The organism is Wolbachia endosymbiont of Atemnus politus (assembly GCF_013309895.1).
In genome coordinates, this window is record NZ_JAAXCS010000018.1 from 1 (window position 1) to 16,379 (window position 16,379).

The following is a 16,379-nucleotide window of genomic DNA, read 5'->3' on the forward strand; positions in this document are numbered from 1 at the left end:
TACCACAGGGGTTCTTTTGCCTTTTTTCCTGCTTAGTAAATTTCTTAACGCTAAATTAGTTGCATAAAAGCGACTGAACCCTAGCGTTTAGGATAAAAACGCCGATATTTGAGGTACATAGAAAATAGCCAACCACCACGGGGATTCTTTTGCCTTTTTTCTTGATTGGTAAATTTTTTAATGTTTATAGCTAGAGGTTAATTGCAAAAAGCAGCTAGCGTTTAGAATAAAAAAACTTTTAAAGCGTTCCCATCAAGTACGATAAAGAAAATCATTTATATAATTGCTATGGCAACCAGTGTTGAAACCTGACGTGCCTTGTGATTTTATAAATAGAGGTTTTTATCTGATTTCACAACAAGGGCTTCTGGGTGACTTTGAAAGTATATATTACCATGCTTATCTTTAATAGCCTCTATTACCCCATCACTGGAGAATGCTGTAACTTTATATCCAAGTAACTCTAAATTTCTTCTATTTTCTGGCGTATTATTTATCACTCTTGAATGAGCATCTGGAAAACACGTGGAAAACCAGCCATTTACGTCAGGTGGTAAAAATTTAGCCACCACTTCTGCTTAGCGACTATTTGGAATTATCTTTATCTGCTGGAAAGGTACATTTTCTTGCTGTTGATTAGGTGCTGATTTTAAATGAGATCTTTGCTTCTCTTCATCGCTCACGAGATTTGCCACACTCACTACTTCAATTCCCTTTGCATTCATGATGCCTTGCAAACCACCACATATGCCAAGTAAATGAATTGTAGGGTTATCATCTACTATTTTTACAATCGCTTCAGTAACAAGCTGGCGGCAAGGAGTAGGCGGAAATGGTTCCGAGTGCAGGTTATCTGGAATGAATATTCTATTTATTTTGTGCTCTTCAATGAACTTCGCAACTTCAACTTTTATTCTGTCTAATGTCAGCTTCCTTGCTAATATTGCATCTTGTTTTGCAAGATTAAGCGATTCTGCTTGAATTTCTTTGAGGCTAATTATCTTATTATAATCGATGAGTACAGTTTTGACTCCCCAATTATTAAACATTTCATAGATATTTTGAGATAAGCCAACCTCATGTGGATATGTTTCTTCTTCTGTTTTCAATAAACCAACAACTATGTCACCATTTATTTGGTGATTAGTGCCTGCATAAGTAATGCCGCTAAATAACAGTACTGCACTTAATAAGATATTAAATACTTTGTTATAACATTTATATAACACAATTTACTTCATTAATATTAATATCATAACATATAATAGAGTATTTTGCAACAAGACGGTAAATTTATTAAGGAAAGTGGCCTGAGCAGGAATCGAACCAGCGACACAAGGATTTTCAGTCCTTTGCTCTACCAACTGAGCTATCAGGCCAACCATATGCTTTCATTTTTAGATAAAAAATGTTATTATGTCTATCAAAAGTTTTTAAAGTAATTTATATAAAAATAAAGGATGAACATTAATAACAAAGTAGGAATTTATCCTGGCACATTTGACCCTATAACCTTTGGGCATATTGACATAATAAAAAGAGCATGTAAACTAGTTGATAAACTAATAATCGGCGTTGCAGGAAATGTCAATAAGCATACTACTTTTGACGCAAAGCTACGAACAAGCATGGCCGAAAATGAAATAAAAAGGTTAGGAATTGATGCAGATGTTGTATCTTTTAATGGGTTGTTGATGAAGTTTGCTAAAGAGCAAAATGCTTCTGTTATCATTAGAGGATTAAGAGCAGTATCGGATTTTGATTATGAGTTTCAAATGAGTTTGGTAAATTATAAACTTCTTCTGGAAATTGAGACCATATTTCTTCCTGCCTCTGAAGACACTCAATTTATCTCATCAAGTTTTGTAAAAGAAATAGCGAGATTAGGAGAAAGTGCCAGCAAATTCGCGCCAGAGGGAGTTCAGAAAGAATTGATTAATCTGAATATGAATAGGGTAAGAATCGAAGAATAATGTTTATTTTCTATTCTCAAACATGTATATTCAACACATAAAATATTATAAGCTAAAGGAGCAACATGACAGAAGTGAGGGATAATAGTATAATAGTTTGTTGTCGTGGTGATGAGGATGATGAGGGTTCTGGCCATCCATTAATATATTTGCACAAAGAAGAAGAGGAAACGTTTTGTCCTTATTGTAGTAAGCCAATGGATGAAGAATTTAAATCTGAAGAACTTAAATCTAAAGAATTTAAACCTAAAGAATTTAAATCTGTTGAAAAGTGCATTGTGGCAGCAGCTAATAAAAGGGAAAGAACCCACGGATGAAATAGCACTTCATTTTTTTAAGTTAGCTAGCTTATATAGATAGCAATAAGAGGAGCAGTGAAAATGAAACTGTCCATACGGTCAAGTATCCCTCCATGACCAGGTATCATACTTCCACTATCTTTAACATTGTAAGCTCTTTTGATGAGTGATTCAGTAAAATCGCCAAGTTGCGCTAGAATAGCAATTGCAAGGCCAATTATTGGAGAATAAAAAATTGAAAATAGACCAAGAAATATCGATCCAAAAATTGTGCACACCATTCCAGTTAAAATCGCGCCGAGAAGTCCTGACCAAGTTTTTCCAGGACTGATAATTGGGCAAATTTTAGCCCCACCAAAATTCTTGCCAAATAGGTAGGCGGTAATATCAATGCTCCAAATGGTTAAGATGAGCCATACTAATGCGTATTTTCCTTGTGATAGATTATATAGATATATTAATGAAGCATTTGGTAGCGCAATCAATAGTAATGCGAAAACGTATAAGATTTTGTTCCCCCGAGTTAGGCTATACCATTCAAAAGAAGACAAAACTGCTATCGAAAAAATTAGTAGGTAAAACGATAAATCACTGAAGTATGTAGCAAAAGAGAATATAAGCAATATTACTATTGAAGACAGTACTCTAACTATAAAATTGTTATCTACCATATCTTTTCTCTCTCTTTGTATAATCTTCTAATGCTTTACTCAAATCTTGACAAGAAAAATCAGGCCACAGAGTATCACAAAAATACAATTCGGCGTAAGCTGCCTGCCACAATAAAAAGTTACTTAACCTTTTCTCACCACCAGTACGAATTAGTAAATCCAACTTTGGTAAATTTTTAGTATATAGAAATTTTTCAAATTCGTCTTCTGATACACAATCAATATTTTCTTTTATAATATTACTTATAGCATGCATGATTTCTTGCTTTGCCCCATAGCTGACCGCCACAGTAAGTAATAAACCACTGTTCTTATGTGTCATTTCTTCCGCTTTTTTTATTTGATCAAGTATTTTTTGGGGTAATAAACTTAAATTGCCAATGAAATTCAACTTAATATTATAGCTGCAAATGAAATTAACTTTATCTTCATCAATTAGAACAGAGTAAAATAAATCAAACAGACGATCAGTTTCTTCTTTAGGCCTAAGCCAATTCTCCATAGAAAACGCATACAAAGTTAAATAAGGTATCGTTATGGTCGTACAATACTTAGCAATATCGTAAGCGACCTCACTGCCCTTCCTATAACCATCGATCTTGACCATTCCTTGCTTGCTTGCCCACCTACTATTGCCATCCATTATGATCGCTAAATGTTTTGGCAGAGATTCGAGATTCAACATTTAGAGTTAACCAGGTTTTGACTTGAGTGAAAATTTTGGATTTCAATAGGCACCAAGAAGGTGTCATCCCAGTGCTCCGACACTGGGATCCAGGAAATTTGATTGGACATTAAGTTGATGAGCATAAAAGTAGCTGACCCTATGTTAAAACACAACATTTTTGATGAAGTTGTATTAAAAGCTGGATCCCAGTGTCGGAGCACTGGGATGATACCCTTCCCTGGTGGATTCAAATCACAATGTTTGTACAGTTGTGTGTCAGCTACTTGCATGACATCATTTGCTATGTAAGATTTTTCCATATCATTTAGTGATGCAATATCTCTTTTTCTTTGACAAGCAATTCACCATCAATTTTTTTGATATTATCATCAGTAATATTTTGTATTTCTTTTTTAGCACTATGAAAATCATCTTCTGAGATTTCTTTACTTTCCTGCATTTTCTCTATTTCTTCCATAATATCTCTGCGTATATTTCTAATGGCAACCCGAGCATTTTCAGCAAATTGGTGCAATAATTTCACCAATCTTTCACGGGTTTCTTGCGTTAGATCTGGAAGAGTTATACGTATAGTATTACCCTCAACAACCGGATTTAAATTTAGGTTAGCATTTAATATGGCATTTTTCACTTCACTTATAACGCTAATGTCCCAAACTTTAATTGATAGGGTTTTATTATCCGTAACTGAAACACCCGCAACCTGATTTAACTTTTGATGTCCACCATAGATATTTACAACTATGCCATCAAGTAATGATGCGCTAGCCCTACCGGTACGTATACCTTTAATATCATTATGAAAAGACTGAATAGTCTTTAGCATCCTTTCTTTCGTTTTAGTTTTTACTTCATTCAACATAAATTACCTATCCTTTACAATCTGAAACTATAGTATAAGTACCAAGACCCTTAACAATATTGACTATTTTTTCCTCTTTCAAAGAAAAAACTATGATTGGAATAGAATTCTCACGTGCAAGAGAGACGGCTGATGCATCCATAACTTTTAAATCACGAGTCAACAAATCCATATAAGAAAGCCTATCATACATTATAGCATCTTCATTTTTTTCCGGATCAGCAGAGTATACACCATTTACTTGTGTACCTTTCAGAATAACATCGCAATTCGTTTCAACAGCACGTAAAGCTGCAGCTGTATCTGTAGTAAAAAATGGATTACCTGTACCCGCTGCAAAGATTACTACTCTACCTTTTTCTAAATGACGAATAGCTTTCCTTCTTATATAAGGCTCACATACAGTGGCCATAGGTATTGCAGACAACACCCTGGAATTCACTGAATTTTTCTCTAAAAAGTTTTGTAAAATTAAAGCATTGATTATAGTTGCAAGCATTCCAATGTAATCACTGCTTGCTCTTTCACAACCACGTAAAGATGCAGATGCGCCGCGAAAGATATTACCACCACCAACGACGATACATACCTGAACTCCTAGCTCGTAAACATCAGCTATACCTTTGCACAATTGATCTATAATTTCCATGTCGTGACCACAAGGCCGTGATCCCATCAAGGCTTCACCAGAGATTTTAAATAATACTCTGGAGTATTTTACTTTACTTCCTTCATCTGTTGTGGCAGTCACTTCTAACTACTTAATTTTTACTACCCAAAATAAGTAACTTATAATCAGACAATTTAATAGAAGAATTTACGCTTGACTCGCTTAATTTTATAAAATCAGAAATTTTCATTTTATCATCTTTTATAAATTTCTGTTCTAGTAAAACAACTTCTTCGTAATACTTCGCCATTCTGCCATCTACTATTTTCCTTGTTACTTCTTCAGGTTTATTTAAGCTTTTTACTTGTTCTTCAATTATAGAACCTTGTGTGATCTAAATCATCTATAGAAAGAGCTTCAGGCTTCATAGCAACTACGTGCATTGCTATTTGCTTTCCAACCTCTTGCAATTTTGACTGATCGCCTGACGACTGCAGCGCAACTAAGGCCCCAGTTTTACCTAAATTACGCACATCACCATGTACATAGCCAGCAATAACTCCGTCCTTAGATTCTAGATAACAAAGTTTGCTCAGCTCTAACTTTTCACCAAGGACAGATGTACCATTCATAATGGCTTCCTGCACTGTACCAACGCCTTCATACTTGGCATTTTTTAACTCATCAGCACTAGTACAGCGTTCTTGATGAGCGATTGACGCTAAATTTGAGATTAATTCTATAAATTTCTCATTTTTTGCAACAAAATCAGTTTCACAATTGAGTTCAATTAATACACCACGATTTTCATTCAAATGCATAGAAACTAGCCTATCTGAAGTTACTCTATCACACTTTTTACCAGCTTTAGCAAGTCCTACTGCGCGTAACTTATCAATAGCTTTCTTGATATCGCCATTACACTCTTCTAACGCTTTCTTAAAATCACTTAAACCAAGCCCTGTTCTATCACGTAGTTCTTTTACACTATCTAGATTCATTTTCATTTGTTACTACCTCCTTTTCGTCTTCTTTATGAATCTTACTATGCCCCTTTTTGGTCTGCATAATGCCATCTCCTTTCTCTTGGATAAACTCGTCACCCTTTAAATCACCAACCTTGACTCCAGATCTTGCTATAAACTAGACTCCATTCCAACTAATATAAAGTCAGCAGCTAATTTACAGTAGAGCTCTATTGATTTTCTTGAGTCGTCATTTCCTGGTAATAGGATAAGTGATGTCATCTGGATCAGAGTTAGTATCAAGCACTGCAACTATTGGAATTCCCAATTTTTTAGCCTCTTTAACTGCAATGTGTTCTTTATTAGTATCAATGATGAATAAAATATCTAGAATTGCTCCCATTTCTCTAATGCCACCTAGCGCCTTATCAAGTTTTTGTCTCTTCTTCTCAATATTCCCTAACTCTTTCTTTGTTAAAACGCTATTTTCACCATTCAGAATTTTCTCATATTGAATTAGCGTCTTTATTGAAGAAGAAACAGTTCCCCAATTGGTGAGCATACCACCAAGCCAACGATAATTTACGTAATATTGACCACAACGAACTGCTTCACTTGCAATAATATCCAAAGCTTGAAATTTTGTACCAACAAACAGAATGCGACCACCCTGAGATGCAACGTCATATAAAGCCTTCATTGCTACCTGTAGCAACGGTAATGTTTTCCGCAGATCAATTATATGTATACGGTTTTCTTGATGTACCCCATATATGTATGGAGCCATTTTTGCATTCCAGCGACTAATTTTATGACCAAAATGTACACCGGACCCAGCTAAATCACGTATAGTGATTTCAGGTAAATTTACCATATTTATTCCTCCAAATAGTTCATCCTCCATGGCACAACCTTAATAGGACTACTTGTATAAGCCATGTGTGAAATTAAATTACTTATATAGTAATATAGAAGACAATAAAGTGCAAACAAAAATATTGACAAAAGGAAGCATGTTCATTAGCTTTAAAATTAAAAACACCAAAAGGAAATGGGGGGTGTAGCTCAGTTGGTTAGAGCGCATGCCTGTCACGCATGAGGTCGTGAGTTCAAGTCTCATCACTCCCGCATACCGCTTTCAGCGTACAGATCATTTAGAATCTGTTAAATTTTTAAGGCATAAAACAGAACTAAAAACTCCTTGACAACCCTCACCAATCCCCTTGCCATACGGGGTTCTTTTGTCTTTTTTTTCTGTTTAGTAAATTTCTTAAATATTTAGCTAAGGTTAGTCGCATTCTAAGGGCACCAGAAAGGATATCTTCCCAGCACCCTTTATCTTGTCATCCCAGCGCGTGACGCTGGGATCTCATTTCTTAATATTTCAAATTATATAAATAATGTTACATAAAAACCCAGTACTTGGATGACACCTTAATTTCGTTGCTCTTGAATTGCCTTAGCTACAAACATTAAGAAATTTACCAAATCAAAAAAAAGACAAAAGAATCCCCGAGTAGCGAGTTTTGACCCTCTAATACTGTAACTTGGCGCTGTAATAATGTGCTTGCGCTTAGTTTAAGCGCGATTTTGGCTGCATGTGAAAAAATTTAAAAGACATGTAGCCCCAATAATTTCGCCAATAAATACCTTAAGTTTTTTACTGAATTTTTGTCGTTGATCCTGCAGGTCAAAAACAAGTTTTGAGTCAGAAATACCCTTAATACCATAGTAAGGGTATTGGTGGGGGTTGTCAAGTGGTTTCTTCGTTTCTACCTAAAATCACAATAGCTACGTGTTTGGATCTTTAGGATGTAATGGGACTAGTGCGATTCGAACGCACGGTCTTCAGATTAGGAATTCAACGCTCTATCCTACTGAGCTATAGTCCCGTGTATTTAATAGCTCGTATTTTTTCTATATCTCTAGTATAACCAACTTACAACAACAAAAACATTTCTGTATATTTCTTGAGTATAATGCTATTATATTTAATAATACGGTTTAAATTGATGCTAGTTAACAACATTAGTTATTCTTATAGCAATCAAGATGATTTTGCTTTAAGCAATATAATCATTGAAGTAAAACGAGGAAATGTCGTATGCTTAATGAGGCACTCAGGTTGCGGCAAGTCGACGATTTTGAAATTAATTGCAGGAATAGAAAACCCAAAATCTGGCACCATCTTTATAAATGATAGGTTAGTTGCAAGCAATAACGTATCAATTACAATAGAGCACAGAAATGTCGGATTGATTTTTCAACATTCTGCACTAATCCCTCACAAAACAGTAGTAGAGAACATAACTTTTGCTATTCGTAGTTTTTCCAAAAAAGAAAAGTACCTTACTGCATTGGAAATTTTGAATCTATTAAACATAGAAAAATATGAAAACATATATTCTAACGCTCTATCGGGAGGGCAGCAACAATTAGTTGCAATAGCAAGAGTAATGGCACAAAACCCTGATGTTGTGTTGCTCGATGAGCCATTTTCTAATTTAGATATACTGCTCAAGTGTCAAACAAGACAACATATATTGTCTCTTTTTAAAAGTAAAAACTTTCCTGTACTAATGGTAACTCATGACCCACAAGAAGCATTGAAAGTTGCTGATTTTATCTACGTAATTAAAAGCGGCCAAATTATTCAATCAGGAGTTTCCAGCGATACAGGCCTAAGGCTATTTAGCGATTTCTCCTCTACTCTATAATTAGGCGAGGAGCTCCCATTTGACGGTACATTTGTTGCAAGAAAATAATCTGGTCTGAAGCTGTTATAAAATAAATCAAAAAATTTTGAGCTAAAATCTAATAAAGATGATATAATTCATGTGTTACTTGACTTTAGTCAAGTTTCAATATCTAAAATCTTAAATGGAGGTACAAATGAGTTTAGGACCATGGCAATTGTTTCTAGTCTTAATAATAATCTTAGTTCTGTTTGGTGCAGGTAGATTGCCACAAGTTATGGGTGATCTAGGAAAAGGCATTAAAAATCTTAAACAAGAACTTTAAGGACTCAGAGAAACTATCATCTAATGAGCCAGATCGTTAGCGTCTTTATAATTCGTGACACGCCTTTAGTGCGTGTCATTTGTTTAAACAGCTAAAGAATAGATTAAAACATAGCAATAATTATGCCAGTTAGAAGGAATAATTTTCCAAAGGGTGAACGTGCAAAAAAGTGAGAAACTAACTAAAGATAAAAAACTAGCTTCTGACATCCTAAAAGAGGTTGCAGATACCAACAACGCTAACAGCAATAAAATAACGTTATTTGACATTAAAACAGCTCTGCATGAGCGCAGTTTTGCTATTTTAACGATCATTTTTTCCTTACCGCTATCGTTGCCTATACCTGTTCCACCTGGCTATACTACTATTCTTTCTATACCTCTAATCTTATTTGCATTGCAGCTTCTATGCGGGTTTGATTCTCCTTGGATGCCTCATTGGTTGGAAAAAAAATCTTTTCAACGTTCAACAGTAATTCTCGTGGTAGAAAAAATTTCCCCTGTATTACAAAAAATAGAAAAGTTCATGAAGCCAAGAATGCCTTTCATTTTCTATGGGCCTGGTGAGAAAATCTTGGCTTTTATGATGTTGCTCTGTGCAGTGATAATAGCTCTTCCACTACCTTTTACTCACTTTCTTCCTGCAATCGGCACAACTTTTATTTCGCTTGGTATCATGGGTAAAGACGGATTTCTCTCCATACTGGGAGTTCTAATATCATTGTGCGCGCTGTTGCTTACTCTTGTCGTGATAATCAAAGGGTCACAACTTATAACAGGAGCATTCTCTGTACTCAAAACGTGTTTACAACATCTTAAAACGAGGATAAATCTCTGGTATGGATGAAAAATCAATGTTGAAATATAGCAATAATTATGCTACCTAGAAAGAATTATTTTGTTAAAGAGTGATCGTGCAAAAAAGTGATAAACTGACCGAAAATAAAAAATTAGCTTCAGATATTCTAAAAGAGGTTGCAGATACTAATAACGCTAATGATTGTAAAGTGACATTGTTTGATATTAAAACAGCTTTACAGTAGCGCGGATTTTGTATTTTAATAATCATCTTCTCCTTGCCGCTATTAGTACCTATACCGGTTCCACCTGGCTATACTACTATTCATTCTATACCTCTAATCTTATTTTCATTGCAGCTTTTGTTTGGGTTTGATTCTCCTTGGATGCCTCATTGGTTGGAAAGAAAGTCTTTTCAACGTTCAACACTAGCTCTTGTGGTAGAAAAAAACTTCACCTGCATTAAAAAAAATAGAAAAGTTCATGAAACCAAGAATGCCTTTCATTTTATACGAGCCTGGTGAGAAAATTATAGCTTTTATAATGCTGCTTTGTGCATTATCGATAGCCATTCCATTGCCCTTAACCAACTTTATTCCTGCAATCGGTACGACTCTCATTTCACTTGGTATTATGAGTAAAGATGGACTTCTCTCTATACTGGGAGTCCTAGTATCTTTGTGCGGTTTATTACTTTCACTTGTTTTAATAGTTAAAGGACCACAGCTCATATTTGGAGTATTTTCTTTTCTAAAAGATTTTGTATATGGTTAAGCTTTACAACACCTTAACAAAAAAGAGCCCTTTACACCGATCGACAAAGATCATGTAAAAATGTATGTTTGCGGACCAACTGTATACGATCCGGCACACATAGACAATGCACGTTCTGTTGTTGTTTATGATGTGCTATTTCAGCTACTTAAATTTTGTTATGGCAAAGTTACTTATGTGCGCAACATAACCGATATTGACAAAATAATCAATGCAGCAAATGAGAAAAATAGCAATATAGAAACATCAGCACATATTACACAAAGCTTTTCATGAAGACATGAGAAGCATAAATTGTGCAGAACCAACACATGAGCCAAAAACAACGGAAAATATAAATTGCATTATTAAATTAATTGGATGTTTACTGCAGTTTGGTCATGCTTACGAATCCAATAAACATGTATATTTCAGTACTGAATCTTACGCTGAGTATGGCGCTTTATCAGGAAAAAAAAATGATGAATTGGATCATGGCAGTAGAGTTGAAATTGGTGAAAATAAAAAGCACCCAGGAGATTTTGTACTGTGGAAGCCTGCAAGTGATATTGACTACAAACTTTCAAGTTACTGGAATAGTCCATGGGGAGAAGGAAGTCCAGGGTGGCATATTGAATGCTCAGCAATGTCATGTACCTACCTTGGCAAAGATTTTGACATCCATGGTGGCGGTATAGATTTGCAATTTCCTCACCATGAGAATGAAATTGCACAGAGCAAATCTGCATTTGCCGGATCAACGTTTGCAAAATATTGGGTACATAACGGTTTTCTCACGGTCAATGAAGAGAAAATGAGCAAGTCCCTATTTAATATAGTCAAGGTAAGGGATCTGCTGGAGAGTGGAATAAAGGGCGAAGTAATACGTTACGCACTGCTTAAAACTCACTATAGAAAACCACTCGATTGGACAGAAAATATTATTTCTGAGTCGCAAGAAACCTTAAACAAGTTTTATCGGTTATCACGCGATGTGAGCACTGAGAAAAGTGATGCAGAAATCTCTAAAGATTTTATAGAGGCTTTGAAAAATGACTTAAATATTCCTGAAGCTTTAGCTACGTTGCATGAAATGGCCACAAAAATCAACAAGATGAGTGACGAAAATGAGAAACTCAAGTTAGTTGAAAGTTTTGTTAAGAGCGCATGATTTATTGGTCTTCTCAGGTCAAGTTATGAAGAGTGGTTTGCTGCTGGTGTGAGTCGTCAAGAAATAGATAGATTGATAGATTTAAGAAGAACGGCAAAACAAAATAAAGATTATGATACTGCAGATAAAATAAGAGAACAGTTGAAACAAATGGGGGTTACAATTTCTGACAATGAAGATGGTTCAACGACCTGGTAAGTTCATATGGAAAGTTATCTCCTGTAGTTTACAGATAACCAAGAATCATCGTTGATCTTACCTATACATCAAGGTTTAGTGCTTTATGCTATGTTGTGTTTCAAGTCGTATTACAATCCACTACTTACGCTACTTTTTGGAGAATTGGGATCAAGCCTTGGCGAAATAGTCAATTGGTATTGGGGTACAATGACGCTCTCTACCAGGAACTTATACCATAAATTACAGAATGAGCATACAATATCAGAAACCGTAAGAAACCTACTAATTCGTGTAGCTGTATTATTTTCTTGCGCACCAGCACTTGAAAGTGTGATTCAAGTTTATTTTAAGTTAAACTTCCATACCTCGTTCATTATTCCATCCAGCTTTTCCTATTTGTTATACTCCACCATCACTGTTCAAATAGTTTTGAGTACAGTAGCAATCTCTACCAGAAACTCATATCACAAATTAAAGAACGAGCACACAACACCAAAAATTGTAAAAAAACTACTGATTGGTACAGTTGCATTGCTTTCGTGGGTACCAGCGCTTGGAAGTGCGATTCGGGTTTTATCAGGTTATTTTAAGTTAAATCTCAGTGTTTTTACTTTGTTAACCATCCTAGCCAACTTCTTTTCAATAAGTTTTCAAAACCCCTTTCTTTGCCCTTTCTAAATATAGTTTCATGCAGTACAGTCCAAGACATTTGCTTTTCCATATCCGGTATAAATTTTTGTTTCCAAGTGTCCTTAAATTCTTGAAACCATTGCTTCTCAAAATTTTGAAAATCAGATAAAACTCCTGACCTAAACTCATCAATTAAACTTGAAACTTCTGCGGCCTCCTCAGGGCTTATAGACTTTAAAGACAATATTTCATTCTTTAAGATGTCTAACTTTGCAAATGCATTAAGCTTAAATGGTATATAAAGCGAAGATCTTATATTATATCTTAGATAAGAGTCGTAATACAGCTTGATCTTGTACACGAGCGTAGAAAACGCATCAGAAGAAATATTATTTTCATATTGTGCAAGAAAAGATAATAAGCGCTTGTAATCCTCTTCATCGAAAAATGGTGGCTGTAAAATCGATTTAATTCTATTACCAAAAGATAGGAATTTGTTGGAAACACAACTGCCATATTCACTTAAAAATTCAGGCAGAATATCTTCCCGTTCTAATTTTAGAAGCAAGTCTTTTCTAATTTCTTTTTGTAAATGGCGCATTGACAATTGATTGATGACCCACGCAATATTTTCATCAAACTCATCTGAGTAGCCGGCATTATTGTCAGCGTTACCTTCTTTGTCATCCCAAGGTAATATTTTATTTAAAAAATTGTTTAATCGTTTTTTTAATTTCAAAATACTTTCACCTTTATCACCCATCTTACACAAAACCTAATTTACTTTTTGTTCTGCGTCTTGAGAACTGATTCTATCACCTATATGCAGTCCGATGCCATTTTTCTCTAATAACTACCAATCAAACAAATTATGTGGATCGAGTTTATGCATTGCGTAGCCCTCAATGGCTGAGTTGTACACTATAGTGCCTATCTCAGCGTGACTAAATATCATATCTTTTCTAATCTTAAAGCGTTTCATGAGGTACAAAAGATTTCATTTGCTCTTCTGGAAAGGGCTCAAGACCTGTATTCACAATTTCTACGCCTATAGAATAATCATTCAGTTTCTGTAGCTCTTCAACCACATTATCTACTTGAACTTTCGCATAACTTATACCAGCATGCCATGCTCGTTTTTCGAGTGGAACCATCAGAGTAATGCTACCATCTCTATCAACAATAAGCTGCACTGATATCCCTGTGGAATTTAATGCGCATTTTGTGCTTTTTAATGTCGGTGATTCGGTATGATGCACCACCACCATCAACACTTTTTTGTCCCCTCTATCATCATAATTTAAATTTGGTGCAGGATCTAAAAATAGTAGATTTTTTAAAGATGGTAGATTTTTTTTCAAATCTTGAAAGTCGTCCTCAATCTCATTCGAATGAGGTTGCTGCTCAGATGTAAGAGGCACCGAAATAATCACAAGGGGCAGTAATACAAAAACAAGTATGGTTAACAGATATTTATTTGCTACAAGTTTCATATAGCCTCTAACGTTTCATAAATCGCAGAAACTATACGTCATACCGCTAACGAATAGCGGTATGACGAATTCGTCGTTTTTCAAATCGTTGGCAAACCTGAGATCTTTAGTTATATCTGCAACATGGCTAAATAAACATAATGTCTATAAAATAATATTTGTCTAGTTTTCTTTTTAAGCCAATGCGCTTCTTCAAGATTTGCTACAGCTACAATTAGTACTTTTATCGTTACACTTTGGTGCTAAATCAGGATAGAACGTAAGTATGGCGTCATTCTTTCTCACAAACACTGATTGGTAATTGTCATCTTCCATTTTATACAGGCACATTCCATCTTTTCCCAGTTCCTTAAACGCCTTAGTCGCAGAAACTAAAATATCATCAGCATGAAGGTTATATGCATACCCATTTGGACACTTAACTTTTACTTCTCCATCTTTTCCTAAATATTTCATTCCAAATGTGTAAACAGGTGGCTTAATATCTGATTTATTACACAAGGATTTATCATTCCAAACCGCACCCGCCCACTTATCCTCTTGAGCTTCAACATACCTGCCGACAAAATGCATACCGCCCAACTTATTATTTGGCTCACCACAAAAAATATGTCCAAATCCTATAGTTTCTTTTTCAGTCCCGCTTGGAGTAAACCAAATTTTAGTCAGTTCATCTTTAAATAACCCCAAGTCTGCATTTGGTGTAATCACTTGATGATCGAGCTTATCATATATCTTTTTCACTACTTCTCGATGCTGCGGACAATCAAGCAAAATCCTGAAATCTTCTTCATCGGGGTGTGCTCCCCAATCTCCACAAACCCTTAACATTCCCCTGTCAAAGTCCGTCAACTCTGGAAGTGGTGGAATGTAGTCTGGACCTGAAGAATCTGTTTTGAAGAATGGCTCAAAGTTAATTCGTGAATTTGTATCATCGAGATAATGCTCCTTAGTGTAAAAAACAAATCCTATTACTGGTATTATTAAGCACAAGATTAATTTAGCTGTTTTAGACATAATTATACAACTTCATAAAAAAGCTAGGGTACAAGTAACAGCTTAAAAAAGCTTTAATTAGATGCTAATTGCAGGCCTGGCATTTCATCACCACTTAGCCAACTTAAGAACGCCCCTCCACCAGTTGAAACATATGTAAAATCTCTATCAGTCAGGCCTGCAGCATTCATTGCAGATAGGCTATCCCCTCCCCCTATTACGCTGATTAATTTTCCTTCGTGCGTTAAGTTACTTACTACTCTCATCACTTCTATTGTACCACCTGCAAAAGCTGAATGTTCAAAAACACCAATAGGTCCATTCCATAGCAGAGTCTTACTGCTTGCTATTATACTGCTTATTGTGCCTAAAGTTTGAGGGCCGATATCTAAAATTATATCATCGTCCAAAATGGATTCAGTTTCCCTTAGAATGCCAGTGCTGTAGTCAGAGTTTACTGCAACCAGAACGTCTTCAGGCACAACTATTTTGCAATTGCTTTTATTTGCCGTCTCAACAATATCATGCAGAAGATCATCAACGCCATTTTGAAAAAAAGATTTGCCTATATTAACTTTATTAAATAATAAAAAATTATTAGCAATTGCACCACCAAGAACCAGGTAATTAACCTTCTCTGCCAGCTTTACAAGCATTTTTATTTTAGTGGATATTTTAGCCCCTCCAACTATTGCAGTAATAGGCTTAGCGTTAAATGATATGGCCTTTTCAAGATATCTTAGCTCATCTTGTAAGCAAAATCCTGCGTAGGAAGGTAAAAACTCTGTGATGCGTGAAATAGAAGCGTGAGCTCTGTGAGAGCAAGAAAATGCATCGTTGACATATACATCCGCCAGAGATGCTAGTTGCTTAGCAAAATTTAAGTCATTCTGTTCTTCTTCTTTATAAAACCTCAAATTTTCTAGTAATATTATATCTCCTCTACCCATTGCACTTACTGCTCTTTGTGCTCTTTCACCAACACAATCATCAACAAACTTCACCTCTTTGTTTAATAGCTGTGATAAAGTCTCAACTATAGTTTTTTAGCGATAGATTATTGTCTTTGCCTTTTGGGCGTCCAAAATGTGATACGATAATAATTTTTGCACCTGCATTTACCAAGTGTTGAATAGTAGGCAATGCTCTCAAAATACGAGTGGCATCATGAAATTTTCCACTTTTTATAGGAACGTTGAAATAAACTCTGAGCAGGACAGTTTTATCGTGAAAATCACAATTTTCTATGCTAGGCATGTTCATATAAAAC

General features: G+C 35.3%; 12 protein-coding genes, 3 tRNA genes and 7 pseudogenes. 9 read left to right on the plus strand and 13 right to left on the minus strand.

Features of this window, described 5'->3' with window-relative positions; genetic code table 11:
* Positions 1–252: 252 nt before the first annotated feature.
* A pseudogene (locus HET73_RS02070) lies at positions 253–1,049 on the minus strand (glutamine amidotransferase-related protein).
* 257 nt (positions 1,050–1,306) lie between these two features.
* Positions 1,307–1,379, minus strand: a tRNA-Phe gene (locus HET73_RS02075).
* An 81-nt stretch (positions 1,380–1,460) separates the two neighbouring features.
* On the opposite strand from HET73_RS02075, the gene coaD reads away from it, so the two are divergent.
* Positions 1,461–1,973 (plus strand): pantetheine-phosphate adenylyltransferase, encoded by a 513-nt coding sequence (gene coaD, locus HET73_RS02080; RefSeq protein ID WP_174133951.1) that lies wholly within the window; start codon positions 1,461–1,463, stop codon positions 1,971–1,973.
* A 65-nt stretch (positions 1,974–2,038) separates the two neighbouring features.
* Entirely contained in the window at positions 2,039–2,290 is a 252-nt protein-coding gene (locus HET73_RS02085; RefSeq protein WP_174133286.1) for a zinc-finger domain-containing protein, read from the plus strand.
* Positions 2,291–2,316: 26 nt separating this feature from the next.
* On the opposite strand, the gene HET73_RS02090 is transcribed toward HET73_RS02085, so the two are convergent.
* Both HET73_RS02090 and uppS read right to left on the minus strand, forming a co-directional pair.
* The gene (locus HET73_RS02090) at positions 2,317–2,943 is read right to left on the minus strand and encodes a phosphatidate cytidylyltransferase (RefSeq protein WP_174133287.1); all 627 of its coding nucleotides are present in this window, start codon (positions 2,941–2,943) and stop codon (positions 2,317–2,319) included.
* Positions 2,933–3,628 (minus strand): polyprenyl diphosphate synthase, encoded by a 696-nt coding sequence (uppS, locus tag HET73_RS02095; protein ID WP_174133952.1) that lies wholly within the window; start codon positions 3,626–3,628, stop codon positions 2,933–2,935. The genes HET73_RS02090 and uppS overlap by 11 nt, the downstream gene beginning before the upstream one ends.
* Before the next feature lie 117 nt (positions 3,629–3,745).
* On the opposite strand from uppS, the gene HET73_RS02100 reads away from it, so the two are divergent.
* A complete protein-coding gene (locus HET73_RS02100) occupies positions 3,746–3,919 on the plus strand; it encodes a hypothetical protein (RefSeq protein ID WP_174133953.1) in 174 nt (57 codons plus the stop codon).
* 16 nt (positions 3,920–3,935) lie between these two features.
* Here the strand turns inward: HET73_RS02100 and frr are convergent, their stop codons facing one another.
* From frr to rpsB, 4 genes and pseudogenes are all read right to left on the minus strand, one after another.
* Complete coding sequence (frr, locus tag HET73_RS02105; protein WP_174133954.1) at positions 3,936–4,493, minus strand: ribosome recycling factor; 558 nt, start codon at positions 4,491–4,493, stop codon at positions 3,936–3,938.
* A gap of 7 nt (positions 4,494–4,500) precedes the next feature.
* The gene (gene pyrH, locus HET73_RS02110) at positions 4,501–5,244 is read right to left on the minus strand and encodes a UMP kinase (protein ID WP_174133291.1); all 744 of its coding nucleotides are present in this window, start codon (positions 5,242–5,244) and stop codon (positions 4,501–4,503) included.
* A gap of 10 nt (positions 5,245–5,254) precedes the next feature.
* Positions 5,255–6,110, minus strand: a pseudogene (tsf, locus tag HET73_RS02115) (translation elongation factor Ts).
* Positions 6,091–6,942 (minus strand): annotated as a pseudogene (gene rpsB, locus HET73_RS02120) (30S ribosomal protein S2). The pseudogenes tsf and rpsB overlap by 20 nt, the downstream one beginning before the upstream one ends.
* A 180-nt stretch (positions 6,943–7,122) precedes the next feature.
* Here rpsB and HET73_RS02125 point away from each other — a divergent pair.
* A tRNA-Asp gene (locus tag HET73_RS02125) sits at positions 7,123–7,196 on the plus strand.
* A gap of 690 nt (positions 7,197–7,886) precedes the next feature.
* Here the strand turns inward: HET73_RS02125 and HET73_RS02130 are convergent.
* Positions 7,887–7,960: transfer RNA gene (locus HET73_RS02130), tRNA-Arg, on the minus strand.
* A 120-nt stretch (positions 7,961–8,080) separates the two neighbouring features.
* Between HET73_RS02130 and HET73_RS02135 the strand changes: the two genes are divergently transcribed.
* The 5 genes and pseudogenes from HET73_RS02135 (at position 8,081) to cysS (ending at position 12,008) form a co-directional block, all read left to right on the plus strand.
* On the plus strand, positions 8,081–8,785 hold the full coding sequence (locus HET73_RS02135) for an ATP-binding cassette domain-containing protein (protein ID WP_174133957.1): 705 nt from the start codon (positions 8,081–8,083) through the stop codon (positions 8,783–8,785).
* Positions 8,786–8,960: 175 nt separating this feature from the next.
* Positions 8,961–9,129: pseudogene (tatA, locus tag HET73_RS02140) on the plus strand (twin-arginine translocase TatA).
* Between the two features lie 119 nt (positions 9,130–9,248).
* Entirely contained in the window at positions 9,249–9,935 is a 687-nt protein-coding gene (locus HET73_RS02145; RefSeq protein ID WP_174133956.1) for an exopolysaccharide biosynthesis protein, read from the plus strand.
* Positions 9,936–10,002: 67 nt separating this feature from the next.
* Positions 10,003–10,660: pseudogene (locus tag HET73_RS02150) on the plus strand (exopolysaccharide biosynthesis protein).
* Positions 10,653–12,008 (plus strand): annotated as a pseudogene (gene cysS / locus HET73_RS02155) (cysteine--tRNA ligase). Before HET73_RS02150 ends, cysS begins: the two co-directional pseudogenes overlap by 8 nt.
* 589 nt (positions 12,009–12,597) lie before the next feature.
* Here cysS and HET73_RS07830 read toward each other — a convergent pair.
* From HET73_RS07830 to HET73_RS02170, 4 genes and pseudogenes are all read right to left on the minus strand, one after another.
* Entirely contained in the window at positions 12,598–13,383 is a 786-nt protein-coding gene (locus HET73_RS07830; protein ID WP_246209778.1) for a hypothetical protein, read from the minus strand.
* 205 nt (positions 13,384–13,588) lie between these two features.
* Positions 13,589–14,113, minus strand: coding sequence for an N-acetylmuramoyl-L-alanine amidase (locus tag HET73_RS07835; RefSeq protein WP_246209781.1), 525 nt, complete (start codon positions 14,111–14,113; stop codon positions 13,589–13,591).
* Positions 14,114–14,305: 192 nt separating this feature from the next.
* Positions 14,306–15,130 carry an EndoU domain-containing protein gene (locus tag HET73_RS02165; RefSeq protein ID WP_174133113.1) on the minus strand — a complete coding sequence of 275 codons (825 nt, stop codon included), beginning with the start codon at positions 15,128–15,130 and terminating at the stop codon, positions 14,306–14,308.
* 53 nt (positions 15,131–15,183) lie between these two features.
* Positions 15,184–16,372 (minus strand): annotated as a pseudogene (locus HET73_RS02170) (phosphoglycerate kinase).
* Positions 16,373–16,379: the final 7 nt, after the last annotated feature.